The sequence below is a fragment of the Enterobacter sp. BIDMC109 genome (assembly GCF_001037885.1).
GTDB lineage: Bacteria > Pseudomonadota > Gammaproteobacteria > Enterobacterales > Enterobacteriaceae > Enterobacter > Enterobacter hormaechei_C.
The window spans coordinates 684219-710447 of record NZ_KQ090002.1 but is presented as its reverse complement, the minus strand read 5'-3'; the positions used below and the strand labels follow the sequence as shown (position 1 = coordinate 710447).

Sequence of the window (26229 nt, the reverse complement as noted above, 5' to 3'; positions counted from 1 at the left end):
CGTCTGCCACGAAGGGAAAATTGTGTCATAGTGCAGATTAAGCAAAATTAAGGAGTCAGCCAGAGCAATGAAACGTCCGGACTACAGAACACTACAGGCACTTGATGCAGTTATTCGTGAACGCGGTTTTGAGCGCGCGGCGCAAAAGCTGTGCATCACCCAGTCCGCCGTATCACAGCGTATCAAACAGCTTGAAAACATGTTCGGGCAGCCGCTGCTGGTGCGTACCGTGCCGCCGCGTCCGACGGAGCAAGGACAAAAGCTCCTCGCGCTGCTGCGTCAGGTTGAACTGCTGGAAGATGAATGGCTGGGCGATGAACAGACCGGCTCCACGCCGCTGCTGCTGTCGCTGGCGGTGAACGCCGACAGTCTGGCGACCTGGCTGCTGCCGGCCCTTGCGCCGGTGCTGGCCGACTCCCCTATCCGCCTGAATCTCCAGGTTGAAGACGAGACCCGCACCCAGGAGCGCCTGCGCCGTGGCGAAGTGGTTGGGGCGGTCAGTATTCAGCCTCAGGCGCTGCCAAGCTGTCTGGTGGATCAGCTGGGCGCGCTGGATTACCTGTTTGTCGGTTCAAAAGCCTTTGCCGAGCGTTACTTCCCGAACGGTGTGACCCGCGCCGCGCTGCTGAAAGCGCCTGCCGTCGCTTTCGACCATCTGGACGATATGCATCAGGCCTTCCTGCAACAAAACTTCGATCTGCCGCCGGGCAGCGTACCGTGTCATATCGTTAACTCGTCCGAAGCCTTCGTACAGCTCGCGCGTCAGGGAACCACCTGCTGCATGATCCCGCATTTGCAGATTGAGAAAGAGTTGAAAAGCGGTGAGCTGATTGATTTAACCCCGGGGCTGTATCAGCGCCGGATGCTGTACTGGCACCGTTTTGCGCCGGAAAGCCGCATGATGCGCAACGTCACTGACGCGCTGCTGGCGTTTGGGCATAAGGTGTTAAGACAGGATTGAAAAACTAGCCGGGTGGCGGCTTCGCCTTACCCGGCCTACGGGTTACTGAGCGGGCTTTTCAGTCGGCTCCAGCTGGAACACCACATCAACCTGATCGTCGAACTGAATGGTTGGCTGCTCATAGGTTTCCTGAGCAGAAACCGGCGCGGCGTCCGCCTTCATCATCCGAACCATCGGGCTTGGCTGGTAGTTTGAAACGTGGTAGCGCACGCTGTAAACCGGACCGAGCTTGGTCTTGAAGCCGGATGCCAGCTGCTGCGCCTGATGAATGGCATCATCAATCGCCGCTTTACGCGCTTCGTCTTTATATTTCTCCGGTTGCGCAACGCCCAGCGAGACGGAACGAATTTCGTTCAGCCCAGCCTTCAGCGCACCATCCAGCAATCCGTTGAGCTTATCAAGCTGGCGTACAGTCACTTCCACAGTACGCACGGCGCGATAGCCTTTCAGGATGCTTTTGCCGTTCTGGTAGTCGTAATCCGGTTGGGTACGCAGGTTCGCAGAGCTGATGTCTTTTTTCGCGACACCGTTCTGTTCCAGGAAAGAGAGGTATTGCGCAACACGATCGTCTGCCTGTTTCTTGGCGGAAGCAGCATCTTTCGCCGCCACGTTCACTTCAATTGCCAGGGTTGCAACATCCGGTACCGCATCCACGCTTGCCGTGCCTGAAGTGACAATGTGCGGGCCGTTTGGCAGTTCATTCGCCTGCACCGACACCGCACCTAAACTTACTAATGCCGCCAGGGCCATCACCTTAAACTTCACTGTCATTCCTCCATGTTGCGAAGAGTGCCCCATCAACAGGGCTCATGCCAGCAAGCTTAGCGGGTCTTGTTCAGATGTCCATAAGACAACGCTTAGTTGAACAGTCCCTGTACGTGATGAATCCCCTCTTTCGCCAGCTGGAAGGCAATAAACCACATCACCAGCCCAACCAGGGTATTGATAATGCGCTGCGCTTTAGCGGTACGCAGACGGGGCGCCAGCCATGCCGCCAGGATCGCAAGACCAAAGAACCAGAGGAAGGAGGCGCTGACCGTACCGAGCGCAAACCAGCGCTTGGGCTCAACGTCCAGCTGTCCACCCAGGCTGCCGAGCACCACAAAGGTATCAAGGTAGACGTGCGGGTTAAGCCACGTCACGGCGAGCATGGTGACGATAATCTTCCAGCGCCCCTGCTTCATCACTTCGGCGCTCGCCAGCTCAAGATTGCTGCTCATGGCCGTTTTCAGGGCGCCAAACCCGTACCACAGCAGAAACGCTACGCCGCCCCAGGTAACCAGCGCCAGCAGCCACGGCGACTGCATCAGCAAGGCGCTGCCGCCAAAAATCCCGGCGCAAATCAGTAGCAAATCGCTCACCGCGCACAGCAGGGCAATCATCAGATGATACTGGCGGCGAATGCCCTGGTTCATCACAAACGCATTTTGTGGACCAAGGGGAAGGATCATGGCCGCACCTAATGCAAGCCCTTGAAAATAGTAAGTTAACATTGATAACTCTCAGGCAGTTTTCTCTACGTGCAGACTATACTGCGTGACCATCATTAGATAAAATTTAAAATTTTAATGGTTAATTAGAATCACTAATAAAACCCTGCTGTATACAATATTAAGATTTTATAAAACCTGCCCTCTCGCGACCCGGCGTATGCTGTAATGCCCCAGGCCGAAAAATTCTCACAGGAAATCATATGAAACATCAAGGCGTTGCAATGGTCATCTCCGCCATATTTGCGCTCTTAACTGCATTTCCGGCCATAGCGAGTGCAGGAAAGATACTTCGCTACACGGACCATGAACCGTACGGCAATATGCGTACGCAATTTATCAAAAACGTTTTCTTTAGTGAGATTGAAAAAGAATCGCAAGGCCGCCTGAAAATTGAAGCCCACTGGAAAGGTGATATATCAAGTAGTTACAATGCGCTAAGTACGCTTGGCCAGGGAACCAGAGCTGATATTGGCATCGTTGTCCCTGAATATACGGCTGAGCAACTGCCGCTTCATCAAATATTCAAAAGCTTTCCCCTGGGGCCTGCAAACGGCGAGGCCCAGGTGCGCTTCTTTCATCGCGTGTTCCAGCAATACCCACAGTTTGCCCGCGAGCTTGGGCAGAATAACCTGGTGAATTTGCAGTTCTTCCTGGGTTATCCGGTCGGGTTCTTTACCCGTCAGCCAGACGTTAAGCTGAAGCAGCTAGAGGGAACAAAATGGCGAACCGCCAGCTTCTGGCACCAGTCATTTTTGCGCAATGCTGGCGGAGCTACCCTGGTAATGCCCTGGAATGACAAGATTACCGACGCGTTGCGCACGGGACAGTTGAATGGCCTTATGGTGAATCTCGACAGCGGAGATGACATACATGCGCAGCGCGCGGCGCCCTACATTCATTATTCTCCTGCGCTCTGGCTGGGGCATGTCTACCTTCTGGTTATAAATAAGGACACCTTAAACGCACTGGACGAGCGGGATCGTCTTGCTATTCGTCGTGCAGCCGAAACCACGGAGAAACAACTCGGTGCTGCGTTGGACAGCGGGCTGGCTTCTCTCACCACGCGTCTGGAAAACGAAGGCGCTAAGCTTCATCTTCTGAGCCGTGATGAGCAATTGGAATGGCAGAAAGCAACGCGATATCAAGAGGTTCAGGAGGAATGGGTACGGCAACAGGAAAGTAAGGGTAATACGGACGCAGGCAAATTGATGCACGAGCTACGCCTATTGCTGGAGGCTAACGCCCGGCAAAAGCGATAGGCTCAACGCCCGCATACAATGCGGGCGTTGTCTGAACTGACGAGCGTTAGTCAGCTTCTTTCACTTTTTTGAAGTTCACATCCATCTGCGGATAAGGGAAGCTGATGCCGTTGGCATCGAAATCACGCTTAATGCGCTCCAGCACGTCCCAGTAAACGTTTTGCAGATCGCCGCTTTTACTCCAGATGCGCACCACAAAATTAATGGATGACGCGCCCAACTCGTTCAGGCGAACGGTCATTTCGCGATCTTTAAGAATGCGGTCATCTGATTCGATGATATCGGTAATCAGCTTTTTCACCAACTCAGTATCTGAATCATAGCCAACCCCGATAATGAGTTCATTACGGCGAACCGGCTCACGAGAGAAGTTAGTAATGTTGCCATCAATCACTTTCTTGTTTGGCACAATGACGATTTTGCCGTCTGCCGAACGCAGCGTGGTAGAAAAAATCTGCACGTTCAGCACGGTGCCCGCAGTGCCACCGAGATCAACATACTCTCCGGCACGGAAAGGACGGAACGTCACTAACAGTACGCCAGCTGCAAGGTTAGCCAGCGAGCCCTGAAGAGCGAGACCTACGGCCAGACCAGCGGCACCAAGTACGGCAATGACCGAAGCGGTCTGTACACCGACCCGCCCCATTGCCGCAATGAGGGTAAACGCAATAATCCCGTAACGCACCAGCGCAGAAAGGAAATCAGCAACGGTTGCATCGATATGACGGGATAGCATTACGCGATTAACGCCCCGGGAAACCGTGCGGGCAACGATCATCCCCACAATAATAATGGCGATTGCCGCCGCAATATTCACAGCGTAACTAATCAGGAGCGCCTGGTTGCGCACCAGCCAGGAGCCAGCGTTATTGATGCTATCTACAACACCGAGATCTTCCATTTATCTTTCCTTATGCTCATAAAAACCACAAAATCTATCCCACACGGAGACAGGCAGGTCAGTAAAGGGTAAACAAAAAGCCATGATATTGCCAAACAGATCACAAAAACAGAGGCATCAGGCTATTGAAAAGGCATAAAAAAAGGCCCGCATATGCGGACCTTCTTGACGCTATGAACAGCTCAAATTACAGAACGTCAACCGCGTTCAGTTCTTTGAATGCCTGCTCCAGACGAGTAATCATAGAAGTCTGGGCAGCGCGCAGCCATACGCGTGGATCGTAGTATTTCTTGTTCGGCTGGTCTTCGCCTTTCGGGTTGCCCAGCTGACCTTGCAGGTAAGCTTCGTTGGTTTTGTAGTATTGCAGGATACCGTCCCAGGTTGCCCACTGGGTGTCGGTATCGATGTTCATTTTCACTACGCCGTAGCTTACGGAGTCTTTGATTTCCTGAGCAGAAGAACCGGAACCGCCGTGGAAGACGAAGTTCAGGCTGTTGTGCGGCAGGTTGTGTTTCTTAGACACGTATTCCTGAGAATCACGCAGGATGGTCGGGGTCAGAACCACGTTACCTGGTTTGTATACGCCGTGTACGTTACCGAAGGACGCTGCGATGGTGAAGCGTGGGCTGATTTTGCTCAGCTCGGTGTAAGCGTAATCAACGTCTTCTGGCTGAGTGTACAGAGCAGAAGCGTCCATGTGGCTGTTGTCCACACCGTCTTCTTCACCGCCGGTGCAACCCAGTTCGATTTCCAGGGTCATGCCCATTTTGGACATACGCGCCAGGTACTTAGAGCAGATCTCGATGTTTTCTTCCAGAGACTCTTCGGACAGGTCGATCATGTGAGAAGAGAACAGTGGCTTACCGGTTGCTGCGAAGTGTTTTTCACCTGCGTCCAGCAGACCGTCGATCCATGGCAGCAGTTTTTTCGCGCAGTGGTCAGTGTGCAGGATAACCGGAACACCGTAGTGCTCAGCCATCTGGTGAACGTGATGTGCGCCAGAGATAGCACCCAGGATAGCAGCGCCCTGAGGAACGTCAGTTTTCACGCCTTTACCTGCGATGAACGCAGCGCCGCCGTTAGAGAACTGAACGATAACCGGTGCTTTAACTTTTGCAGCGGTTTCCAGTACGGCGTTGATGGAGTCGGTACCTACGCAGTTAACTGCTGGCAGAGCGAAGTTGTTTTCTTTAGCTACCTGGAACACTTTCTGTACGTCATCACCAGTGATAACGCCAGGTTTTACGAAATCAAAAATTTTAGACATGTTGCTTAGTCCTGTATCTTCGGCCGTTAGAAAAGGTGCGAGCTCTGATAAGCGCGCTGAAAATTGGGCAGGTTTCCCTGCCCCTGAATGGCTTACTTCTTAGCGCGCTCTTCGAGCATTGCTACTGCTGGCAGGACTTTACCTTCCACGAATTCGAGGAATGCGCCGCCACCAGTGGAGATGTAGGAGATCTTGTCAGCGATACCGAACAGATCGATAGCTGCCAGGGTGTCACCACCGCCTGCGATAGAGAACGCTTCGCTGTCTGCGATAGCGTTAGCCACGATCTCAGTCCCTTTGCGGAAGTTCGGGAATTCGAACACGCCGACAGGACCGTTCCACAGGATAGTTTTTGCGTTTTTCAGGATTTCAGCCAGTTTCTGTGCAGAAACGTCGCCCAGGTCCAGAATCTGCTCTTCATCTTTGATGTCGTTAACAGATTTCAGGGTTGCGGTAGCGGTTTCGGAGAACTCGGTAGCTACACGAACGTCAGTTGGAACCGGGATATCACAGGTGCTCAGCAGACGTTTGGCTTCGTCAACCAGATCCGCTTCGTACAGGGATTTACCCACGTTGTGGCCTTGCGCAGCAACGAAGGTATTCGCGATACCACCACCAACGATCAGCTGGTCAGCGATTTTGGACAGGGAATCCAGTACGGTCAGTTTGGTAGAAACTTTAGAACCACCAACGATAGCGACCATTGGACGAGCAGGTTCTTTCAGAGCTTTACCCAGCGCTTCCAGTTCGTCAGCCAGCAGCGGACCTGCACAGGCGACGTCTGCGAATTTACCGATACCGTGGGTAGATGCCTGCGCACGGTGAGCCGTACCGAATGCATCCATCACGAATACGTCGCACAGCGCAGCGTATTTTTTGGACAGGGTTTCGTCGTCTTTCTTTTCGCCTTTGTTGAAGCGAACGTTTTCCAGAACAACCAGCTCACCTTCGGCAACTTCCACGCCGTCCAGGTAATCTTTCACCAGGCGAACCGGGCTGGACAGTTTGTCTTTCAGGTAATTAACAACCGGCAGCAGAGAGAACTCTTCGTTGTACTCGCCTTCAGTTGGACGGCCCAGGTGGGAGGTGACCATCACTTTAGCGCCCTGCTTCAGAGCCAGTTCAATGGTTGGCAGAGATGCACGGATACGCGCGTCGCTGGTCACTTTGCCATCTTTAACCGGTACGTTCAGATCGGCACGGATGAAAACGCGTTTACCTGCCAGATCCAGATCGGTCATCTTAATTACAGACATGGTGAATCCTCTCGTTGATTCTTAAAGTTTTGCAAGCGCAAGGTGCGCTCTACCTGAAACCTTTTGCGGCCATGGCTAACGTGGTGTCGAGCATTCGGTTAGCAAAGCCCCATTCGTTATCACACCAGACCAGCGTCTTGATGAGGTGCGCACCACTGACTCGCGTCTGCGTGCCATCCACGATGGCGCTGTGCGGGTCGTGGTTAAAATCTACTGAGACCAACGGTAATTCCGTATAGTCAACTATACCATGAAATGCTCCCTGTGCCGCTTTTTGCAGCAACAGGTTGACTTCACAGGCTTTTACCGGTTTTTTCACCGTCACGCTAAGATCGATTGCGGTGACGTTTATCGTCGGCACGCGCACGGCAATCGCTTCGAAACGGTCGTTAAACTGCGGGAAAATACGGGTGATCCCGGCAGCCAGTTTCGTATCCACCGGAATGATGGACTGGCTCGCCGCGCGAGTGCGTCGTAAATCCGGATGGTAGGCGTCGATGACCTGCTGATCGTGCATGGCGGAGTGAATCGTGGTCACGGTGCCGGATTCAATGCCATACGCATCGTCTAACAGTTTAATGACCGGAATAATGCAGTTGGTGGTGCAGGAGGCGTTGGAGACAATGCGGTGTTCAGCTTGCAGCTCGTGCTGGTTGACGCCAAACACGACGGTGGCGTCGAGGTCGTTACTGCCGGGATGGGAGAACAGCACTTTTTTCGCGCCAGCATTCAGATGCGCTTCGCCATGTTCACGGTTACCGTACACGCCGGTACAGTCCAGCACCACATCCACACCCAGTTCGCGCCAGGGCAGCCCTTCAATACTGTTCTCATGCAGCACGCGGATGGCATCGTCACCGACGAACAGCTGTTCCCTTTCCTGGCGAACGTCCCAGGCAAAGCGACCGTGGCTGGTGTCATATTTCAACAAATGCGCCATGCCCGCAGCATCAGCCAGTTCATTGATTGCCACCACGGTGATTTCCGCACGACGCCCGGATTCATATAAAGCACGAACCACGTTGCGCCCGATGCGACCGAAGCCATTAATCGCTACGCGTACGGTCATAGATCTCCTGCAAAGCTATCCCTGAGTTTGAGGTGGCTGAAAGAGTAATCCAGCGACGCCCGAAGGGGAATCCTTGCTGTCACAAACTGCGATTGATTGGTCAATTGTCGAACATTTAATCGACTGAAACGCTTCAGCAAGAATAAGCGAATCGGGGAATAAAAGGAATCTCTGTCCAGATGAATAAGCGAGCTATATGACTTGCATCACATTTTCGGTGGAATAATTTACAGAGCAGTTACATGTCTGAGGAATCGTGCATACAAAAAAGCCGGGTGGCGCTAACGCTTACCCGGCCTACATTTTATGCCATTTGTAGGCCCGGTAAGCGTTAGCGCCACCGGGCAAAACGGCAATTACAGCAGTTCTTTCGCCTTAGCGACAACGTTCTCAACGGTGAAGCCGAACTCTTCAAACAGCTGTTCAGCTGGCGCAGACTCACCGAACGTGGTCATACCGACGATAGCGCCGTTCAGGCCAACGTATTTGAACCAGTAGTCAGCGATACCCGCTTCCACTGCCACGCGAGCGGAGACCGCTTTAGGCAGTACGGATTCGCGGTACGCGGCATCCTGCTTGTCGAACGCATCGGTAGATGGCATAGAAACCACACGCGCTTTCACGCCTTCAGCAGTCAGTTTTTCCCATGCGGCAACGGCCAGTTCAACTTCAGAACCGGTCGCGATGAAGATCAGCTCAGGCTGGCCTGCGCAATCTTTCAGCACGTAACCACCGCGCGCGATGTTTGCCAGCTGCTCTGGGGTACGCTCCTGCTGCGCCAGGTTCTGACGGGAGAGGATCAGTGCGGTCGGGCCATCATGACGCTCAACGCCGTATTTCCACGCCACCGCAGATTCAACCTGGTCACATGGACGCCATGTGCTCATGTTCGGGGTCACGCGCAGGGAAGCCACCTGCTCTACTGGCTGGTGGGTAGGACCGTCTTCGCCCAGACCGATAGAGTCGTGGGTGTAGACCATCACCTGACGCTGTTTCATCAGCGCAGCCATACGCACGGCGTTACGTGCATATTCCACAAACATCAGGAAGGTAGAGGTGTACGGCAGGAAACCACCGTGCAGAGCGATACCGTTGGCAATCGCGGTCATCCCGAATTCACGTACACCGTAATGGATGTAGTTACCGGCAGTATCTTCGTTGATTGGCTTAGATCCGGACCACAGGGTCAGGTTTGATGGCGCCAGGTCAGCGGAGCCGCCGAGGAATTCTGGAAGCAGAGGGCCAAACGCTTCGATCGCATTCTGAGATGCTTTACGGCTGGCGATCTTGGCTGGGTTCGCCTGCAACTTCGCGATGAACTCGTTCGCTTTCGCGTCGAAGTCAGACGGCATGTCGCCTTTCATACGACGGGTGAATTCAGCCGCTTCCTGAGGGAAGGCTTTCGCGTATGCCGCGAACTTCTCGTTCCAGGCCGCTTCTTTCGCCTGGCCCACTTCTTTCGCATCCCACTGAGCGTAGATTTCAGACGGGATTTCGAAGGCAGGGTGTTTCCAGCCAAGTGCTTCACGGGTCAGTGCAATTTCCGCGTCGCCCAGCGGTGCGCCGTGGGAGTCGTGAGTGCCCGCTTTGTTCGGAGAACCGAAGCCGATGATGGTTTTGCACATCAGCAGGGACGGTTTGTCGGTCACGGCGCGCGCTTCTTCTACGGCACGTTTAATCGAGTCAGCATCGTGGCCATCAACGCCGCGCACAACGTGCCAGCCGTAGGCTTCGAAACGTGCGGCGGTGTCGTCAGTGAACCAGCCTTCAACATGACCGTCGATGGAGATGCCGTTGTCGTCGTAGAACGCAACCAGTTTACCCAGCTTCAGGGTGCCTGCCAGGGAGCACACTTCGTGAGAAATGCCCTCCATCATGCAGCCGTCGCCCAGGAAGGCGTAGGTGAAGTGGTCAACGATGTCGTGGCCAGGACGGTTAAACTGCGCCGCCAGGGTCTTCTCTGCAATCGCCATCCCTACGGCGTTAGCGATGCCCTGACCCAGCGGACCGGTAGTGGTTTCAACGCCAGCGGTGTAGCCCACTTCCGGGTGACCTGGAGTTTTGGAGTGCAGCTGACGGAAGTTTTTCAGCTCTTCGATTGGCAGATCGTAGCCAGTGAGGTGCAGCAGGCTGTAGATCAGCATAGAGCCGTGGCCGTTAGACAGCACGAAACGGTCGCGGTCTGCCCATGCCGGGTTCTGCGGGTTGTGGTTAAGGAAATCACGCCACAGGACTTCGGCGATGTCAGCCATGCCCATAGGGGCGCCCGGGTGGCCGGATTTGGCTTTCTGTACTGCGTCCATGCTCAGCGCACGAATAGCATTAGCAAGCTCTTTACGTGAGGACATTTTAACTCCAGATCGGACTGTTAAAGGCCATGCCCTTGACGACAGCGCGTTTTGGGCTACGCCGGAAAAAAGTGCCAACAATGTAACCCAAGCCGCAGGGCATGTACATGGACCATTCTTTTGCAGCTTAAGAAATCTCTGGATCATGCTCGCATGTTGCGCAATCTGCTCGCCCGCCTCTGTCGATATTCCTTATACTTAGCCCGACACCGGCTTCGTTGACGGTGCATTTTTCGGAATTAATTCAGATTAACGAGTACGGAAGCAACATCATGAAAATGCGTGCAATCGGGCTGGCTGTGGGAACAACGCTCCTGCTAAGCGGCTGTCAGAATATGGATTCTAACGGCCTGATGACCTCAGGCGCAGAAGCTTTTCAGGCCTACTCATTGAGCGATGCGCAGGTGAAAGCGTTGAGCGACGAGGCCTGTAAGGATATGGATGGAAAAGCTACGCTTGCCCCGGCAAACAGCACCTACACGCAGCGTCTGAACAAGATTGCTTCCGCGCTGGGCGACAACATTAACGGTCAGCCGGTGAACTACAAGGTGTATATGGCGAAAGACGTCAACGCCTTTGCGATGGCGAACGGCTGTATCCGCGTTTACAGCGGCCTGATGGACATGATGACCGACAACGAAGTGGAAGCGGTGATCGGCCATGAAATGGGTCACGTTGCACTGGGTCACGTGAAGAAAGGGATGCAGGTTGCGCTGGGCACCAATGCCGTGCGCGCAGCGGCGGCCTCTGCGGGCGGCATCGTCGGCAGCCTGTCCCAGTCGCAGCTGGGCGACGTGGGCGAAAAACTGGTGAACTCGCAGTTCTCCCAGCGTCAGGAGTCGGAAGCGGATGACTACTCTTACGATCTGTTGCGCAAACGCGGCATCAATCCATCGGGTTTAGCTACCAGCTTCGAAAAACTGGCGAAACTGGAGGAGGGCCGTCAAAGCTCCATGTTTGACGATCACCCGGCTTCGGAAGAGCGTGCACAGCATATTCGCGACCGTATGGCGGCAGACGGAATTAAATAATTTCAGAAGGAGGCAGTTTTGCCTCCTTTTTATTTCGCATGAATTGTTAACTTAAAAGCACGTATCGATAACCCCCCTGAAAGCCCCGCCAAATCTACCCTGCCACTCTGAAATGCCTAGTCACATAATTATTGCAAAGGTTACTTTTTCCGGTAATTATCTCTTCCGCAGTTATTCAAATTAATATATCCAGACAGAGACGTTCCCTCCGTGAAAAAAGAATTATCATTAATTGCTTTAAGTTTATTTGCCGCATTACCTGCCGCCGCAAGCCAGCAATCCGACAGCAAGGGTTTTATTGACGACAGCCATCTGGATCTGTTTTTACGCAATGCGTATATCAGCCGCGACTACCATCAGGGCCAGCAGGACAAAGCCGAATGGGGTCAGGGGATCATCGCCACGTTTGCATCCGGCTATACCGAAGGGCTGGTGGGCTTCGGCGTGGACGGTATCGCGCAGTATGGCGTGCGTCTGGACGGTGGCCGCGGCAAGAGCGGCGCGGGCGGCATCGACTTCTTTAAGCAGGAAGACGACGGCCGGGCAAAATCCGATCTGGCAAAGTTTGGCGCGACGGCCAAAATGCGCATCTCCAATACCGTGCTGAGCTACGGGAACCAGCGTCCTGAGCTGCCAATCATTACATCCGACAGCTCCCGCCTGCTGTTTGAAAGCTACACCGGCACCCTGCTGACCTCGAAAGAGATCGACGGTCTGGAAGTCAACGCCGGTTACTTCACCGACGAGCAGCGTAAAAGCGATGACCGCCACGACAGCGGACTGAAGAGCCTCTCCTTCGGCGGTGCGAGCTATCAGTTTAACGACCAGTTCAGCGGCGCGCTGTACGCCTCTCATAACGAAGAGGTGATGAACAAGCAGTACCTGGGCATGAACTTCAAACAGCCGTTCAGTACCGGGCAGCAGCTGGTGCTCGACTTCAACGGCTATAACTCCCGTCTCGACCAGCATTACGCGGACAGCCTCAACACGGGCCGCAGCAACACCATCTGGAGCCTGGCAGCGAGCTATATCTGGGACATTCACACGTTCAAAGTGGCGTACCAGCAGAGCAGCGGCAGTACCGGCTACAACTACGGCGGCTATCGCGACAAAGGCGGCGTGGGTGACGGCGGTAACACCATCTGGCTGGCGAACTCCTACTGGTCTGATTTCAACGGCGAAGATGAACGTTCCTGGCAGGCATCCTACGGTCTGGACTTTGGCGGCCTTGGTTTACCGGGCCTGAGCTGGACCACCGCCTACGTGCGCGGCGATAACATCAAAACCTCTGAAACCAGCAATGGCAAAGAGCACGAGTGGTTTAACCAGATCCAGTACCAGGTGCAGGATGGCCCGGCGAAAGATCTGAAGCTGAAGCTGCGCTACTCCGTACTGCGCGTCTCCAGCAACGCCAGCGAGTACAACGTGGGCGGGGACGAGATCCGCGCTTACGTGGAATACCCGTTTAACGTGTTCTGATGAAAAAAGCCGGGTGGCGGCTTCGCCTTACCCGGCCTACCGTTTTCTCCCTGTGGGAGAGGGTTAGGATGAGGGGAAACAGCTAGTAAAGCGTCTTCTGCGGCGGCCCGGCAAACTTCAGGGCGCCAATCTGCCCCATCCGCACTTCCACTACCGACGGCCCCGGCATCGCCAGCGCCTCCGTCATCACCGCATCAAAATCCTCTGCCCGCTCAACGCTCCACGCCTGAAGGCCAATCGCCTGCGCCAGCAGGGTAAAGTCCGGCGTATGCAGCGCGTTATAATACTGACGCCCGCCGAAATACTTATCCTGAATACCGCGCATCACCCCGTAGCCGCCGTCGTTCATGACCAGCAGCGTCACGTTGGCTTTCTCCTGCGCCAGCGTCGCCAGCTCGCCTAAATTGAGGCTCAGGCCGCCGTCGCCCACCAGCCCCACCACCTTGCGCTGCGGGTTGGCAATCGCGGTGCCGATGGCCATCGGCAGCCCCATACCAATCGCCCCGGCGAGGGAGTGAATGTTCATCATCGGACCGTTAGCCCTGAACAGGCGGCTACCCCACAGGCTGCCGGACACGGTGATATCGCGCACAAGCAGGCCGTCTTTCGGCAGGGCTTTTGCTATGGCGTCGTTAAGCTTCGCATAGGCGCCGCACTGCTCGCGCAGCCCCTGCTCAGCTTGCCCGACCGCCTGCTGCACCTGCATATCCCACTGGGGACTGCCCCACTCGCGGCCCTGTACTTTTTCAGCCAGCGCGCCAAGCACCGCTGAACAATCGGCTATCAACGTGCTATCCATCAGGTAGTTACGGCTCGCCGCCGCCGGGTCGATATCGATCTGCACCCGCGGGGAAGGCAGCTCAAGCGTCCAGGATCGGGTTTCGTTGCTGCGCAGGCGAGAACCGGCCACCAGCGTAAAATCACACTGCGCAATCAGCGCCTCCACCGACGGCGAGTTGTGGAACGCGCGAAGGCTGGCGCGGTGGCTGTCCGGCAGCACGCCGCGCGCATGGGTGCTGGAAATCACGGTGATGCCCGCATCCGCCAGCGTTTTAACCGCGTCTGCGCTGCCCAGCGCCCCGCCCCCCAGCCACAGCAGCGGCTGTTTCGCCTGTTTGAGCTGCGCCCACAGCGCGTCAACCATTCCGGTATCCACGGCTGGAACCGATGCCGGTTTAACCGGTTTAGTCACCAGCGACAGCGGAATTTTGGCGCCCTGAATATCAATCGGGATTTCCACCGAGACCGGTCCGCACGGCGGGGTCTGCGCGTCCTGGATAGCTTTATGCAGAATCGCTATCGCCTGATTCGCATTGCTGATGCGGTACGCCCGTTTTGAGCTGGCCTTCAGGAAGGTCAGCTGGTCACGGGTTTCATGGATAAACCCGGTGTCGGCGTCCAGCCAGGCTTTCTCAACCTGCCCGGTTAAATGCAGCAGCGGCGTGCAGGCATTCATGGCTTCCACCAGCGCGCCTACCGCATTACCCGCCCCCGCGCCGGTGCTGGTCAGCGCCACGCCGAGGCCGGAAAAGCGCCCGTGGGCGTCGGCCATGGTGACGGAACCGGCTTCACCGCGGGCGGGCACAAAGCGGATATTGCCCCGCTGCCCAACCGCATCCGCGATCGGCAGGTTGTGAATGGAGATGACGCCGTAGATGGCCTCAACCTGATACTGCTCCAGCGTTCTGGCGATGGCGTCGCCGACGGTTATCATTTCGCTCATTGCTCACCCTTTCTCAGTCGCACCAGTGGTTGACGCTGTTACCCGTCGCCAGATAAATGCTCTTTTGTTGCATCCAGGCTTTCAGCCCCTGGATACCCTTCTCGCGGCCCAGACCGCTCTCTTTAAAGCCCCCGAACGGGGTCGAAATCGCAAAGACTTTGTAGGTGTTGATCCACACCGTGCCTGCCTCCAGCTGCTCGCTGAGACGCAGGGCGCGACCGGTATCGCGTGTCCAGATCCCCGCTGCCAGGCCGTAAACCGAGTCGTTCGCCTCGCGGATAAGCGTGGCTTCATCGGCAAACGGCATCGCCACCAGTACCGGGCCGAAGATCTCTTCCTGACAGGCGCGGGCGCTGTTGCTCAACCCTTCGATAATCGTGGGCAGGAAAAAGCTGCCGTTTGCCAGAGCGGGATCGGCGGGGATCTCGCCGCCGCACAGCACGCGGCCCCCTTCACGCTTCGCCAGTTCGACGTACTCGATCACGCTCTGGCGATGTTTTTCGCCGATCAGCGGTCCGACATGCACGCCGTCGGTAAACGGGTGTCCGACACGCAGCCCGCGAGTTAATTCCAGCAGCCTCGCCATCAGCGGGGCGTAAATGCTCTCGTGGATAAACAGCCGCGATCCGGCGATACACGCCTGCCCCGCCGAGCTGAAAATGCCATAGCAGATCCCGCGCGCGGCCTGTTCGATATCAGCATCCTCCAGCACGATGGTCGGCGATTTGCCGCCCAGCTCCAGCGAGGCCGGGATCAGTTTTTCCGCCGCCACGTGCGCCAGATGGCGGCCCGTGGTGGTTCCACCGGTAAAGGAGATTTTGCGCACGCGAGGATGGCGCGCCAGCGCATCGCCAATCACCGAGCCTTTGCCCGGCAGCACGCTCAGCAGCCCGGCGGGCAGCCCGGCCTGTTCAAAAATCCGCGCCAGCTCCAGCGCCATCAGCGGCGTGGCTTCGGCCGGCTTGAGGATCACCGCGTTTCCGGCGGCAATCGCCGGTGCGACCTTCTGCATTTCGCTGGCAATCGGCGAGTTCCACGGCGTGATGGCCGCCACCACGCCAAGGGGCTCGTAGCGGCTCAGCGTCAGCAGATCCGGCTGGCGCGGCGTGGGCAGTTCCCCTTCCAGCAGCTCGCAGGCGGCGGCAAAGTAGCGCGCCGTTCCCGCCGCGCTCAACACCAGCCCGCGCGCTTCCGCCAGCGGCTTGCCGTTATCACGGCTCTGCATCTGCGCCAGCGCGTCGACGCGGGATTCAATGAGATCGGCAACCTTATACAGGATCTTCGCGCGCATATGCGGCAGGCTGTTACGCCATGCGGGATCGCGCCAGGCGCGCTCTCCGGCGTCTACCGCCTCCTCCAGGTCATCCAGACTGGCGGCGTTCAGCGTCGCGTTGATCGACCCGTCTGCCGGGAAGTGGCTCTGCATCGGGTTGCCGCCGCCGTGTCGCCACTGGCCGCCGATAAAAATCTTCAGATCGTCCATCGTCTCTCCTCAGCTCAGGGCCAGCTCGCGGCAGGCGCGCACCGCGCTCAGTGCCGCCAGGGTGGAGGTTTTAGGATTAGAAGCCAGCGGCAGTCCGCTCAGCTCCAGATGAAACTCGCCGAACAATCCTTCCACGTGGAGCGTGTGGGTGTTACGTTTCGTTGCCGGGTCAACCATCAGCTGCACGCGGGTGTCGTCCATCCCGACGCCGCCGAGCGCCACGGTCGCCGCCACGTTGGCGTTCGCCGGGAACAGGCGCGCCGCCTCGCGGGCGCTGCCCTCGAAGAAAACCTTTGCCTCTGACACCGCATTCAGATCGATAAGCTGCTCGGCATAGCTGCCGCGCCAGCTGGCCGGGCTTTTGCGCGACTGATAGGTAACGCGCTCAAGGCCGCCCTCTTTCGCCGCCGCCAGCCCGTCGATACCGGCCACCGCACCGGAAAGCAGGGTCAGTTTTCCGCCCGCAGCGAGCAGACGCTGCTCCAGCGCGCTGTCCGCCAGCGCGCCGGTGGAAATGACGGCCAGATGCCAGCCGCGACGCAGGATCTCTTCCCCGTACTGGGCCACCGCCTGCTGGCTGGCGCATTCCAGCACCAGATCCGGCGTTTGTGCGCACGCCATCGGCGACGTCAGCGCCTCGACCGCATTGCCAAACTGGTCGTGAATGGCGGCATGGTGAGACGCGCGCGCCACGATCCAGCCGATAGCCACGCCGGCGGGCAGGCGCTCAATCACCGCCTGCGCCATGGCGCCAAAACCAATCAACATTACCTTTTTCATGATGTGTCCTTACAGATGGCGGCAGAAGCCGCCGGAAACGTCCAGCGCCGCGCCGGTGGTAAACGAGGCCAGCGGCGAAGCGAGGAACAGCAGCGCCTGCGCGGGCTCCTGCGGCTTGCCGAGGCGCGCCATCGGAATGCCGCGCTTGCGCGCGATATCCGCCGTCCATTCCGGCCAGCTCTGGCTTTTGTCCGCCCGGTTTTCAAAGCGGCGCTGCCACTGGCCGGATTCCACCATGCCGAGCAGAATGGAATTGACGCGAATACCTTTGCCCACCAGCTCTTTCGACAGTGTCAGCGTCATGTTCAGCAGCGCGGCACGAGCGGCGGAGGTGGCGATCATGTGCTCCTCCGGCTGTAGCGCCAGCAGGGAGTTCACGCAGGTAACAGAGGCAATGTCGGACTGCTCCAGCAGAGGCTGAAACGCCTGCACCGGGTTAATCACCCCGAACAGTTTGAGTTCGGCTTCGTGCAGCCACGCCTCGCGCGGGGTGTCATGGAAGTGCGCCACGTAGCCCTGCCCGGCGTTGTTGATCAGCATATCCGCCGCGCCAAAACGCGCCTGCACCGCATCCGCGAAGGCCTGAACTTCGTCGGCGTTCAGCACGTCGCAGCGGTAAGCAAAAATCTCCCCGTGGGGAAATTCGTTTTGCAGCGTCGCATGGGCGCTGGCGAGCCGGTCCGGGTCACGGCCGCAGAAGGCGACTTTCGCCCCTTCACCCAGCAGCAGGCGCAGCGTTTCAAAGCCAATGCCGGAAGAACCGCCGGTAACGACCGCTACGCGCCCGTCAATTTGTGCATTCATCGCGCACCTCTTCGTTAATGCGTAAAAGCTGTTGGTTGAAAAACGCGTCGTTATCGAGATAGCTGGCGTGCCCGGCCTGCGGAATGGCGATAAACGGCATGCCGTAGCGCAGCGCCAGACCCTGAACAAGTTCCGGCTGGGTGATGGCATCCTGCTCGCCGCACCAGACTTCAAACGTGCCGGAGTAGCGTTTAAGCCAGCCGTGAATGTCGTCATGTGCCAGCATCCATGCGGCAGCGAGGTAGCCTTCCGGGCGCAGCGCCCGCATGCCCGCCGCGACGGTGGCGATATCTTCCGCGCGCGCGCCGGGGCGCAGCAGCTTCGCGGCGCGGGTCTGGGCGAGGATGTCGCCCCCCAGCGCCATCTGCTGCTCGCGGTTGCGCCAGACCTGCTCCCGCTGCTCCGGCGCGGCATTGCCGTACCCCTGCGCGGCGTCGGCCAGCACCAGATGGATGACGCGCTCAGGGAACTTCGCGGCAAAGGCGCTGGCCACCAGCGCCCCCAGGGAATGGCCGACCAGCACTGTCTGCCAGACACCGGCGCGATCCAGCATGGCCGCCAGCGCGTCGGCGTAATCCCCCGCGTTCGCCCGCGCTACGGCCAGCATCGGGCTTTCGCCGTAACCGGGCATGTCCCACGCCAGTACGCGAAAACCGTTCAGCGCCATCTGCTTGTGCCAGGAGGCGGCGCCGGAGCTGATCCCGTGCAGCAGCACCAGCGGTATGCCGCTTCCCTGTTCACGAAAACCCGTCATCATGCCCCCCTTAGTTCCGCTTCACTTTGGAAAGCGGATGGTCGGACGGATAGGTTGGGATTTCCGGCTTGTTGGTCCCCAGCATGACGCACATCAGCGCTTCTTCTTCGCCGTGGTTAAACAGCCCGCGATAGATACCCGGCGGAACGGAGATCAGATCACGCTCACGCAGCACGGTTTCGGTGTAGTTGTCGCCGTCCTGGATCATCAGCGTGATCTGCCCCTTGAGCATGAAGAACACCTCTTCCACGTCGTCGTGCAGGTGCAGCGGTCCTTCGCACTTCGACGGCAGCACCATGGTGGAGAAGGTAAAATGGTCCGCCTGCACGGTGTTGGTGTCGTTCGCGACGCCCGTTGCGCCGGTGCCGATGTAGCGCATCTGCGCCCGGCGGTATTTCGGGTCAAAATCGGCCTGGAACTTCAGCGCGTTCCAGTCGTATTTACGCCCTTCGAAGCGCGCGATGCGCGACTCGACCCACTCTTCCATCGTCAGGTGGTCAGGTTTGATGCCTGTTGTGTTGGTTACGGTTGAATCAGTCATGACACTCTCCTCAGTAACGTCTCAGCAGCGGCAGTAACAGGACGCAGCCCACCGCCGCCATCACCGCCAGAAAAATCAGCCCGGAATCCATGCTGTGGGTGAAGGCGATAAGCGCACCCATCACCGCCGGCGACAGCGCGCCCGCAAAGTTTCCCAGCCCGTTGAAGATACCGCCCGCCGTGGCGCTCACCCGGGGATGGGTGGCCTTCGCCAGCAGGGCGAAAATGTTGGGTGCGCCGGTGCCCCACATAAAGGTGCTGAAGCTCATCGCCGCGATGACGGCCAGCGGGGTATCAAGGTGCATCACCGCCGCCAGCCCGACGGCCGCCCCCGCCATGGAGATAAAGCATGCCGCCGCGCGCTTATCGACCCTGTCCGAGAGCCACGCGCCAATCACTTCCCCTGCCAGCATGGCGATGAACGGCATCGACGACAGCCAGCCCGCGTGCTCCAGATGAATGCCTTTGCCTTTGATCAGGTAGCCCGGCAGCCAGCCGTTGATGCCCCACAGATAGGTCAGGAAAGCGATGTTAAAGATGCAGATGATCCAGAAGTGCGGGCTGACGAACAGCTCACGCCGCGCCGCGCGCCGCTCGTCCCGGGACGCCTGCGAGGTGCCGGGTTTTGCCTCCAGGCGGATCCCGCGCAGACCAATGCGCACAAAGATAAGCACCGGCACGGTAAGCATGGCCATCACAAAGAAAGTGCTCTGCCAGCCAAAGGTGTTCAGCAGCCAGAGGGAAAGCGGGAAACCAATCGCCGCGCCCACCGGGGTCCCCAGCAGCCACAGCATGGTGGCGCGTGCCTGTAAATGCTGCGGGAAGTTGTGACGTACGATGGCGAAGGCCAGCGGGAACAGCGGTCCTTCCGCCACGCCCAGCAGAATACGCAGGACGATCATCAGCGTGTAGTTATGGGTAAAGCCCATCGCCACCATCAGCACGCACCACACCGCCATCATCCCGGTGAGCAGGCGCAGCGGCGCGATTTTGTCGCCTAAACCGCTTAAAAACACCGATGAGAAGCCATAGCTCAGCAGGAAAGCGCTCATCAAAATGCCGAGACGCGTGGTGTCGAAATCAATGCCCATCGCCTGCTGGAAATGGGTATCCGAAAAGAGCGCCGCGATGCTGATTTTGTCGAAAAACGCCAGCAGCACGCAGGCCAGCAGCGACAGCGGGATGGCCCAGCGCACCGCTTTTTCGGGCGTGCGGGTCCCCTCACCGCTCGCCTCAACCGGTGCGGTGTTAGTCTCGAGTGTGGTCATCTCTCCCCCTACGGGTGCGGGTTAGCTATCGCAGTGACATCAGTGAAAAGGTCGGGTCGGCGAGCGGCACGTCGGACAGATCCCGCCCCGCCGCCATCCAGCGCTTCGCCAGCTTGACGGTACGCGCATCGTCGAACGCCACCAGCTGCGTCAGCCTCCCGTTGTCGTCCAGCGAGAAGTACAGCGCCTCTTTACGCACGACCGTTCTGCTGCCTGGCTGCGGAATACCGAGGATCTGAATATTGTGCTGGTATTGATCCGACCACAGCCACGGCGCGTCGTCGTAGCCTGGCGCATCCGGGTTGAGCATCGCTTTCGCCGTCGCCACCGCCTGATTCTGGGCGAAGGCCCAGGACTGGATGCACAAGCCGTAGTGATGGTGCTGGGCGACATCTCCTGCGGCAAAGATGAATGGATCCGAGGTGCGTCCCTGGGCATCCACCACGATCCCGCGCCCGGTTTTCAGCCCCGCATCGCGCGCCAGCTCCAGATTGAGATCGACGCCGATCCCAACCACGACCGCATCAAAGGTTTCACGCTGGCCGTCGCAGTGGATGACCGGCAGGCCGCCGTCGTCCTCCAGCTCCAGCGCACCGCAGCCGGTACGGATCTCCACCCCCTGCTCGCGGTGGATGGCCTCCAGGCGCTGCGACACCTCGCCGCTCACCGAGCGCATGCACAGCGCGGGCTGCTGCTCGAACAGGGTGACCGCCACGCCGCTTTTCCGCGCCGAGGCAGCAATCTCCAGTCCGATCCAGCCGCCGCCGACGATCGCCAGTTTTTTACTTTCCGCCAGACGACTTTTCAGGCGCTGCGCGTCCTGCCAGTGGCGCAGGGTATAGACCTGCGGATGGCTGGCCCACGCCTGCGAAGGCAGGCGCGCCCGACCGCCGGTAGCGATTAAAAGGATGTTGTAACTAAGCCGCTCGCCGTTGCTAAGAACAACTTTTTTCTCATCGCGATCGACAGATTCAGCGCGCAGCGGCCGGTACCAGGCCAGGTTCAGCGCCTGCTGCACCTCGTCGGTAAACAGCCTTGGGAGCGCCGCGTTCGGCTCCAGCAAAGACGCTTTCGACAGCGGCGGGCGCTCGTAGAAATCCCATTCTTCTTCCGCTACCACGCAAATCTCGCCGTCGAAACCCTCATCGCGCAGGGTTTTCGCCGCCCAGCCGCCCGCCTGACCGCCGCCGATAATGACAATGCGCGATGTCATACCGCCTCCGGCTTTTTCTGCTGACGGCGCGTGTCGTGGTCAATCCCGCCTTCCACCGCCCACTCGGTAAAGGAGACCAGCGAATGCTCCAGCTCACGCGGCTGCCAGTTTTCCGTCAGATAATCATCGTTGGTGTAATACTCAAACGCCCCGCCGGTCGGGCTGTTGACGTACCAGAAGTACGCCGACGACACCGGATGACGGCCCGGCCCGATAAAGGTGCTCCAGTCATGTTTATTCATCGCGATACCGCCGCCGATCACCTCGTGGATGTCGCGCACGGTGAAGGCCACGTGGTTGAGGCCGCGCTTGCGGTTCGGCAGTTGCAGCAGGAACAGGTTGTGATGGCCGCCGCGCACGCCGCAGCGCAGGAACACGGCGCGGTTGATATAGCGGTCCGAGACCTGGAAGCCGAGCACCTCGCGGTAGAATTTCTCCACTGCCGCCAGCTCTTCCACGAAGAACACCACATGCCCCACGTTGATCGGCTGGGCGCGATCGTAAACCGGGCTGGGGGTGTCGATACGGCGGGCATCGCCCCACTGGTTAATCGGCTCGACGTTCAGCTCCACGTCAGTTTGCTGGGTCACCTGCACGCGCAGCGTCATGCCGTTCGGGTCCAGGCACTCCAGCGCGTCGCCCACTTCACGAAAACCTGGCTGTTGCGCCAGCTTCGGGCGCAGCGCGTCCAGATCTGACTGGCTGGCAACCGCCCAGGTCATGCGGCGCAGGGTGTTGCCCGCTTCAAACGCGGGCGGCAGGTCGGGGCTGTCGATCGGGTTAAGCTCCACGCGCGCGCCGCTCAGGGTGGTGAAACGCTGGCCGCTGGCATCGCCCGTCAGGCCAAAATCACGCATAAATTTGGCGCAGTGCGTCAGGTCTTCCACACCAAATTCCAGCTTTTCAATTCCGGTTACACTCATCGTTCGTTGCCTCATCTGGCCCAGATTGGGCGTAAAACATGCCCGACGCAGTCAAGCGCCTGACGTTAACTCACTGATTTAACTGGCCTGTGACAAATACCCTAAGAAGCCAGAAATTTTATCCGCCGCGAGGCGAACCTCGTTTTGCAGGCGCTCGCGGTCGCTCTGCGGGATCTCCTCCGACGGCACCAGAATGCTGACCACCGCCGCCACGCGGCCGCTTCGGTCATACACCGGGTAGACGATGGAAGAGATGCCGTGGCGGAAGAAGGATTCGCCGATGACATACCCGCGGGCTTTGTCCTGCTGCACCATCTGCCACAGGGCTTCGCGGTCGTGAAGCTGCCCCGGCGTGTTGCCCGGCAGACGCTCATGCGGGAACAGCTGTTCGAAATCAGCGCGGGAAATATCGGTCAACAGCATGCGGCCCAGCGAGGTGCAGTGCACCGGCAGGCGGGTACCAATGCTGACCTGGTTGATGCGCGACCCGGCGGCGCTGACGCGGGCGATGTAGATAATGTCGCGCCCGTCGCGGATCGCCAGATGGCTGCTGCACTGGCTCACGTCGCGCAGTTGCTCGATCACCGGCTGGCCGACCTGCGCCACGTCCAGCGAGGCGATGTACTCAAAGCCAAGACGCAGCACGTTCATGCCCAGCGAAAAGGTATTGGTGCGCGTGTTGCGCTCCAGAAATCCCATGTACTCCAGCGTCTGTACCACGCGGTAGGCGGTGGCCTTCGGCATATCCACCAGCCGGTGCAGTTCGGCAAAGGTCAGATCGCGATGCTGCTCGCCAAAGGCCAACAGCAGCTGTAAACCGCGCTCCAGCCCCGGCACCAGATACTTCACTTCCTGATCGTTTGCCATCATCGCCCTACCTTAGTTAAAGACAAAACCGCCGTTGACCGGGATCAGCTGTCCGGTGATAAACCTCGACAGATCGCTTAACAGCCAGACCACGCTGCCGGTGACATCTTCCGGCTGCTGCGCGCCGGTTAACGCGCGTCCGTTTTCGTAGAGCTGATGCCGTTCGGCGGGGACATATTCCGTCGCCTCGACGCGGGTTAGCCCCGGTGCGATGGCGTTGATCCGGATACGTTTTTCCCCCAGTTCGCGCGCCATTGAACGGGTCATGGCAATCACGGCCCCCTTGCTGGCAACGTAGGCCATCAGGCGCGGCGCGCCCCACAGCGCGGTGTCGGACGCCACGTTCACAATGCCTGCCCCTTCGCGCAGCAGCGGCACGGCGGCGCGCGTCACCAGCCAGGTGCCTTTGACGTTGACGCTCATCACCCGATCCCAGAGATCCGGATCGTAATCAAGCATGTTTTTGCCGCCCACGCCCGTCGCCATCGCCGCGTTGTTCACCAGGCCGTCAATCTGCCCTTGCTCGCCAATGGCGCTGAACACCTGGTCGATAGAGTGCTGATCGGCCAGATCGATAACGTGCGATTCGATCGCATAGCCCTGCTCGCGCAGCCGGTGGGCACTCTCGGCCAGCTCGCCTTTGAGGATGTCGCACATCACCACCGCCGCGCCCTGCTCCGCGCAGGCCTGGGCAAAGTGGTAGCCCAGCCCGCGCGCGGCGCCGGTCACCACGATGCGCTTGCCGCTCAGCAGCCCATTCATCAGGCGGCTCCCTGCTGTGCTTCACGCATCGCCAGCTGCTCTTTGGCGGCCTTTTGCATCATGCGGCGCAGGCGCGAGAGGCCAACGTCGTGCTGATACAGGTATTCATGATCGCGCGCGTTTGGCGCCAGGCTCTCCAGCACCACGCGGTCCTGCTCCAGCACGTCCCTGTGCAGTTTTTCCAGACGGTTGCGGTACATGAAGCGCCACATATCGCGCTGCCAGCCCTGCACGCGGCGGATGCGCCAGAAGAAGACGCGGCAGTTGTCGTTATCTTCCGGCACCACCATGCCGACGATAAAGAAGTGGCCGCCCGGTCCGAAGCGCTTCTTGTACGGAATGGAGAGGCGCATCCAGCAGGTGCCGCTGTTGCCCAGCTCCACCCAGTCAAAATTGACGCCGCTCTGCCCTTTCTTCTCGAAAATAAAACCGGTTTTGGTCGGCTGGAGCACCATGTCGGCCTTGCGATCCCCTTCCGCCATCGAGTGCGACGAGGAGTGCAGATAGGTGCCGTGCATCGGGTCCATCACGTTTTCCAGCGCGTACTGGTAATTGCATTTCCACGCGGCGGTGCAGAGGAAGTTGCTGAAGTTTTCCGTGTCGGCGAGTTCATCCGGGAAGGTCAGTTCGTCCGGCTGCTGGTCCGCGGTGACGCCAAACCACAGGAAGATGGCGCCGTGCGCCTCCTGCACGTTATAGCTGCGCACGCACTGCTGGCCGACCAGCGGACATTTATCCACGGCGGGCACGTCTTTCACCTCGCCGTTGCCCGCCACCTCTACGCCGTGATACCAGCAGGCAATGCGGTCCCCGAGGTTCCAGCCCATCGACAGGCGCGCGCCGCGGTGTGGGCAGCGGTCCTCCAGCGCCTGCACCTGGCCATCTTTATTGCGCCAGACCACAATCTGCTCGCCCAGGCGGGTGATGCCCACCGGCGCAGACTGCACTTCCCAGCTCGCCAGCACCGGATACCAGAGGCCGCGCAGGCCTTTATCAAGATAGTTTTGTACGGTCGTCGTCATCACGTTGCCCTCAGTAGCCGTTAACCTGTAAGAATGCCTGGAAACTGGCGTCGCTCCACGGCTCGCCCTGCTGGTCGTGCATACGCACCGCGTTCAGCCCGCTTACCAGCTCCGGCAGGGTTTCAACGCCCTGCTCGAAGAGATCTTCCAGCGTCGCAATCAGCTTCACTTCCCAGCTTTCCGGCTCGCGGCTGCGGGTCTGCCAGATCAGGTTCTGGTACTCGCCCGGCTTGTGAATGGCGCCATTACCGCCCTCTGCCGGCGGGGTAAACTGGCGGCTTTCCGGCAGCGCCGGGTTGTAGTTCAGCGTGTCGCTCATGCCACGGTCTCCTCAACGAAGGTAATCTGAATCTGGTTTTCAAAGACCCGAACCGGGTATCGGTTGAGGTTGCGTCCTCCGGGGCCGTGCAGACACTGGCCGGTTTTGACGTCGAACACCGCCTCGTGCAGCGGGCATTCCACCTTGCCGTCTTCCACGAAGCCCTGGCTCAGCAGGGCATAGGCGTGCGGGCATACGTCCTCCAGCGCGTAATATTCACCGTCGATCAGGTAAACGCCGATCTCTTTACCGTCGACGTTGCCGCTAAAAGGGAAATCTTCCTGTACTTGTTCTGCGTCACATACGCCTATCCAGCTCATCACGATCCTCCAGGCTTTTGTTTCATATATGAAACTCTGTTTCTTATTTAATACGGTCAATATAAAAGCGATGAATGTTTCGTCAAGCGACAATGTGACGAATTTGTTAATCGATCGGCAATTAATTAACTAAGTGTGCAAGGGATCACGAAAAAATGCAGCGATATGAAATTTTCATTATTGCAGCGTGAGAAATACGTTTTTTTAATGGTCTCTTATTTTCAATAAAAGATATTGACTTCTTTTCTTTTTACTCTCTAAAAATAAATGAACGTCACCTCTTTCGCGTTTCACCTGTGAAACGAATTTTTAATTTATCCTTAATAAACAAAGAGTTTCACAGGTGAACCATTTTAGCTCCGTGACAATCACATTGATGAAAAATAT

The 26229-nt window shown here is 58.2% G+C and carries 25 protein-coding genes; 4 read left to right on the top strand and 21 right to left on the bottom strand.

Annotation, left to right across the window (positions count from 1 at the left end; translation table 11 throughout):
- Nucleotides 1–67: 67 nt before the first annotated feature.
- Nucleotides 68–961 carry a DNA-binding transcriptional regulator ArgP gene (gene argP / locus SK62_RS03410; RefSeq protein ID WP_003860089.1) on the top strand — a complete coding sequence of 298 codons (894 nt, stop codon included), beginning with the start codon at nucleotides 68–70 and terminating at the stop codon, nucleotides 959–961.
- Nucleotides 962–1003: 42 nt separating this feature from the next.
- Here argP and SK62_RS03405 read toward each other — a convergent pair whose 3' ends face one another.
- Nucleotides 1004–1726, bottom strand: a complete 723-nt coding sequence (locus SK62_RS03405; RefSeq protein WP_017382904.1) for an oxidative stress defense protein — start codon at nucleotides 1724–1726, stop codon at nucleotides 1004–1006.
- A 92-nt stretch (nucleotides 1727–1818) separates the two neighbouring features.
- The gene (gene argO / locus SK62_RS03400; protein ID WP_017382905.1) at nucleotides 1819–2454 is read right to left on the bottom strand and encodes an arginine exporter ArgO; all 636 of its coding nucleotides are present in this window, start codon (nucleotides 2452–2454) and stop codon (nucleotides 1819–1821) included.
- A gap of 200 nt (nucleotides 2455–2654) precedes the next feature.
- Here argO and SK62_RS03395 point away from each other — a divergent pair, with 200 nt between their 5' ends.
- Nucleotides 2655–3713 carry a type 2 periplasmic-binding domain-containing protein gene (locus tag SK62_RS03395; protein ID WP_017382906.1) on the top strand — a complete coding sequence of 353 codons (1059 nt, stop codon included), beginning with the start codon at nucleotides 2655–2657 and terminating at the stop codon, nucleotides 3711–3713.
- Nucleotides 3714–3759: 46 nt separating this feature from the next.
- Here SK62_RS03395 and SK62_RS03390 read toward each other — a convergent pair whose 3' ends face one another.
- From SK62_RS03390 to tkt, 5 genes are all read right to left on the bottom strand, one after another.
- Nucleotides 3760–4614, bottom strand: a complete 855-nt coding sequence (locus tag SK62_RS03390) for a small-conductance mechanosensitive channel MscS (RefSeq protein WP_017382907.1) — start codon at nucleotides 4612–4614, stop codon at nucleotides 3760–3762.
- A gap of 187 nt (nucleotides 4615–4801) precedes the next feature.
- Nucleotides 4802–5881, bottom strand: coding sequence for a class II fructose-bisphosphate aldolase (fbaA, locus tag SK62_RS03385; RefSeq protein WP_017692704.1), 1080 nt, complete (start codon nucleotides 5879–5881; stop codon nucleotides 4802–4804).
- A gap of 92 nt (nucleotides 5882–5973) precedes the next feature.
- Entirely contained in the window at nucleotides 5974–7137 is a 1164-nt protein-coding gene (gene pgk / locus SK62_RS03380) for a phosphoglycerate kinase (protein WP_015571809.1), read from the bottom strand.
- Between the two features lie 49 nt (nucleotides 7138–7186).
- Entirely contained in the window at nucleotides 7187–8206 is a 1020-nt protein-coding gene (gene epd, locus SK62_RS03375) for an erythrose-4-phosphate dehydrogenase (protein ID WP_015571810.1), read from the bottom strand.
- Nucleotides 8207–8562: 356 nt separating this feature from the next.
- Nucleotides 8563–10554, bottom strand: coding sequence for a transketolase (tkt, locus tag SK62_RS03370; RefSeq protein ID WP_017382908.1), 1992 nt, complete (start codon nucleotides 10552–10554; stop codon nucleotides 8563–8565).
- Nucleotides 10555–10826: 272 nt separating this feature from the next.
- Here tkt and SK62_RS03365 point away from each other — a divergent pair, with 272 nt between their 5' ends.
- Both SK62_RS03365 and SK62_RS03360 read left to right on the top strand, forming a co-directional pair.
- Nucleotides 10827–11585, top strand: coding sequence for a metalloprotease LoiP (locus SK62_RS03365; protein WP_017382909.1), 759 nt, complete (start codon nucleotides 10827–10829; stop codon nucleotides 11583–11585).
- 210 nt (nucleotides 11586–11795) lie between these two features.
- Nucleotides 11796–13064 carry an OprD family outer membrane porin gene (locus SK62_RS03360; RefSeq protein ID WP_017382910.1) on the top strand — a complete coding sequence of 423 codons (1269 nt, stop codon included), beginning with the start codon at nucleotides 11796–11798 and terminating at the stop codon, nucleotides 13062–13064.
- An 82-nt stretch (nucleotides 13065–13146) separates the two neighbouring features.
- Here SK62_RS03360 and SK62_RS03355 read toward each other — a convergent pair whose 3' ends face one another.
- The 14 genes from SK62_RS03355 to SK62_RS03290 form a co-directional block, all read right to left on the bottom strand.
- Nucleotides 13147–14787: a thiamine pyrophosphate-binding protein gene (locus tag SK62_RS03355; protein ID WP_039269817.1), complete on the bottom strand. Its 1641-nt coding sequence runs from the start codon at nucleotides 14785–14787 to the stop codon at nucleotides 13147–13149.
- A gap of 13 nt (nucleotides 14788–14800) precedes the next feature.
- On the bottom strand, nucleotides 14801–16270 hold the full coding sequence (locus SK62_RS03350) for an aldehyde dehydrogenase (RefSeq protein ID WP_047719210.1): 1470 nt from the start codon (nucleotides 16268–16270) through the stop codon (nucleotides 14801–14803).
- Nucleotides 16271–16279: 9 nt separating this feature from the next.
- Nucleotides 16280–17050, bottom strand: coding sequence for an aspartate dehydrogenase (locus tag SK62_RS03345; RefSeq protein ID WP_015571821.1), 771 nt, complete (start codon nucleotides 17048–17050; stop codon nucleotides 16280–16282).
- A gap of 9 nt (nucleotides 17051–17059) precedes the next feature.
- Nucleotides 17060–17854: an SDR family oxidoreductase gene (locus SK62_RS03340; RefSeq protein ID WP_015571822.1), complete on the bottom strand. Its 795-nt coding sequence runs from the start codon at nucleotides 17852–17854 to the stop codon at nucleotides 17060–17062.
- A complete protein-coding gene (locus SK62_RS03335; RefSeq protein ID WP_047719208.1) occupies nucleotides 17838–18608 on the bottom strand; it encodes an alpha/beta fold hydrolase in 771 nt (256 codons plus the stop codon). The genes SK62_RS03340 and SK62_RS03335 overlap by 17 nt, the downstream gene beginning before the upstream one ends.
- Before the next feature lie 10 nt (nucleotides 18609–18618).
- Nucleotides 18619–19149: a cupin domain-containing protein gene (locus SK62_RS03330; RefSeq protein ID WP_015571824.1), complete on the bottom strand. Its 531-nt coding sequence runs from the start codon at nucleotides 19147–19149 to the stop codon at nucleotides 18619–18621.
- 10 nt (nucleotides 19150–19159) lie between these two features.
- Nucleotides 19160–20416 carry an MFS transporter gene (locus SK62_RS03325; protein ID WP_015571825.1) on the bottom strand — a complete coding sequence of 419 codons (1257 nt, stop codon included), beginning with the start codon at nucleotides 20414–20416 and terminating at the stop codon, nucleotides 19160–19162.
- A 25-nt stretch (nucleotides 20417–20441) separates the two neighbouring features.
- The gene (locus SK62_RS03320; protein ID WP_015571826.1) at nucleotides 20442–21629 is read right to left on the bottom strand and encodes an NAD(P)/FAD-dependent oxidoreductase; all 1188 of its coding nucleotides are present in this window, start codon (nucleotides 21627–21629) and stop codon (nucleotides 20442–20444) included.
- On the bottom strand, nucleotides 21626–22552 hold the full coding sequence (locus tag SK62_RS03315; RefSeq protein WP_015571827.1) for a VOC family protein: 927 nt from the start codon (nucleotides 22550–22552) through the stop codon (nucleotides 21626–21628). The genes SK62_RS03320 and SK62_RS03315 overlap by 4 nt, the downstream gene beginning before the upstream one ends.
- 78 nt (nucleotides 22553–22630) lie before the next feature.
- A complete protein-coding gene (locus SK62_RS03310) occupies nucleotides 22631–23419 on the bottom strand; it encodes an IclR family transcriptional regulator (RefSeq protein ID WP_003860053.1) in 789 nt (262 codons plus the stop codon).
- Between the two features lie 12 nt (nucleotides 23420–23431).
- Nucleotides 23432–24181, bottom strand: a complete 750-nt coding sequence (locus SK62_RS03305; RefSeq protein ID WP_017382918.1) for an SDR family oxidoreductase — start codon at nucleotides 24179–24181, stop codon at nucleotides 23432–23434.
- On the bottom strand, nucleotides 24181–25203 hold the full coding sequence (locus SK62_RS03300; RefSeq protein WP_048249289.1) for an aromatic ring-hydroxylating oxygenase subunit alpha: 1023 nt from the start codon (nucleotides 25201–25203) through the stop codon (nucleotides 24181–24183). The genes SK62_RS03305 and SK62_RS03300 overlap by 1 nt, the downstream gene beginning before the upstream one ends.
- A 10-nt stretch (nucleotides 25204–25213) precedes the next feature.
- Entirely contained in the window at nucleotides 25214–25522 is a 309-nt protein-coding gene (locus tag SK62_RS03295) for a recombinase-like helix-turn-helix domain-containing protein (RefSeq protein ID WP_003860045.1), read from the bottom strand.
- The gene (locus tag SK62_RS03290) at nucleotides 25519–25842 is read right to left on the bottom strand and encodes a Rieske (2Fe-2S) protein (RefSeq protein WP_003860044.1); all 324 of its coding nucleotides are present in this window, start codon (nucleotides 25840–25842) and stop codon (nucleotides 25519–25521) included. Before SK62_RS03290 ends, SK62_RS03295 begins: the two co-directional genes overlap by 4 nt.
- Nucleotides 25843–26229 lie beyond the last annotated feature (387 nt).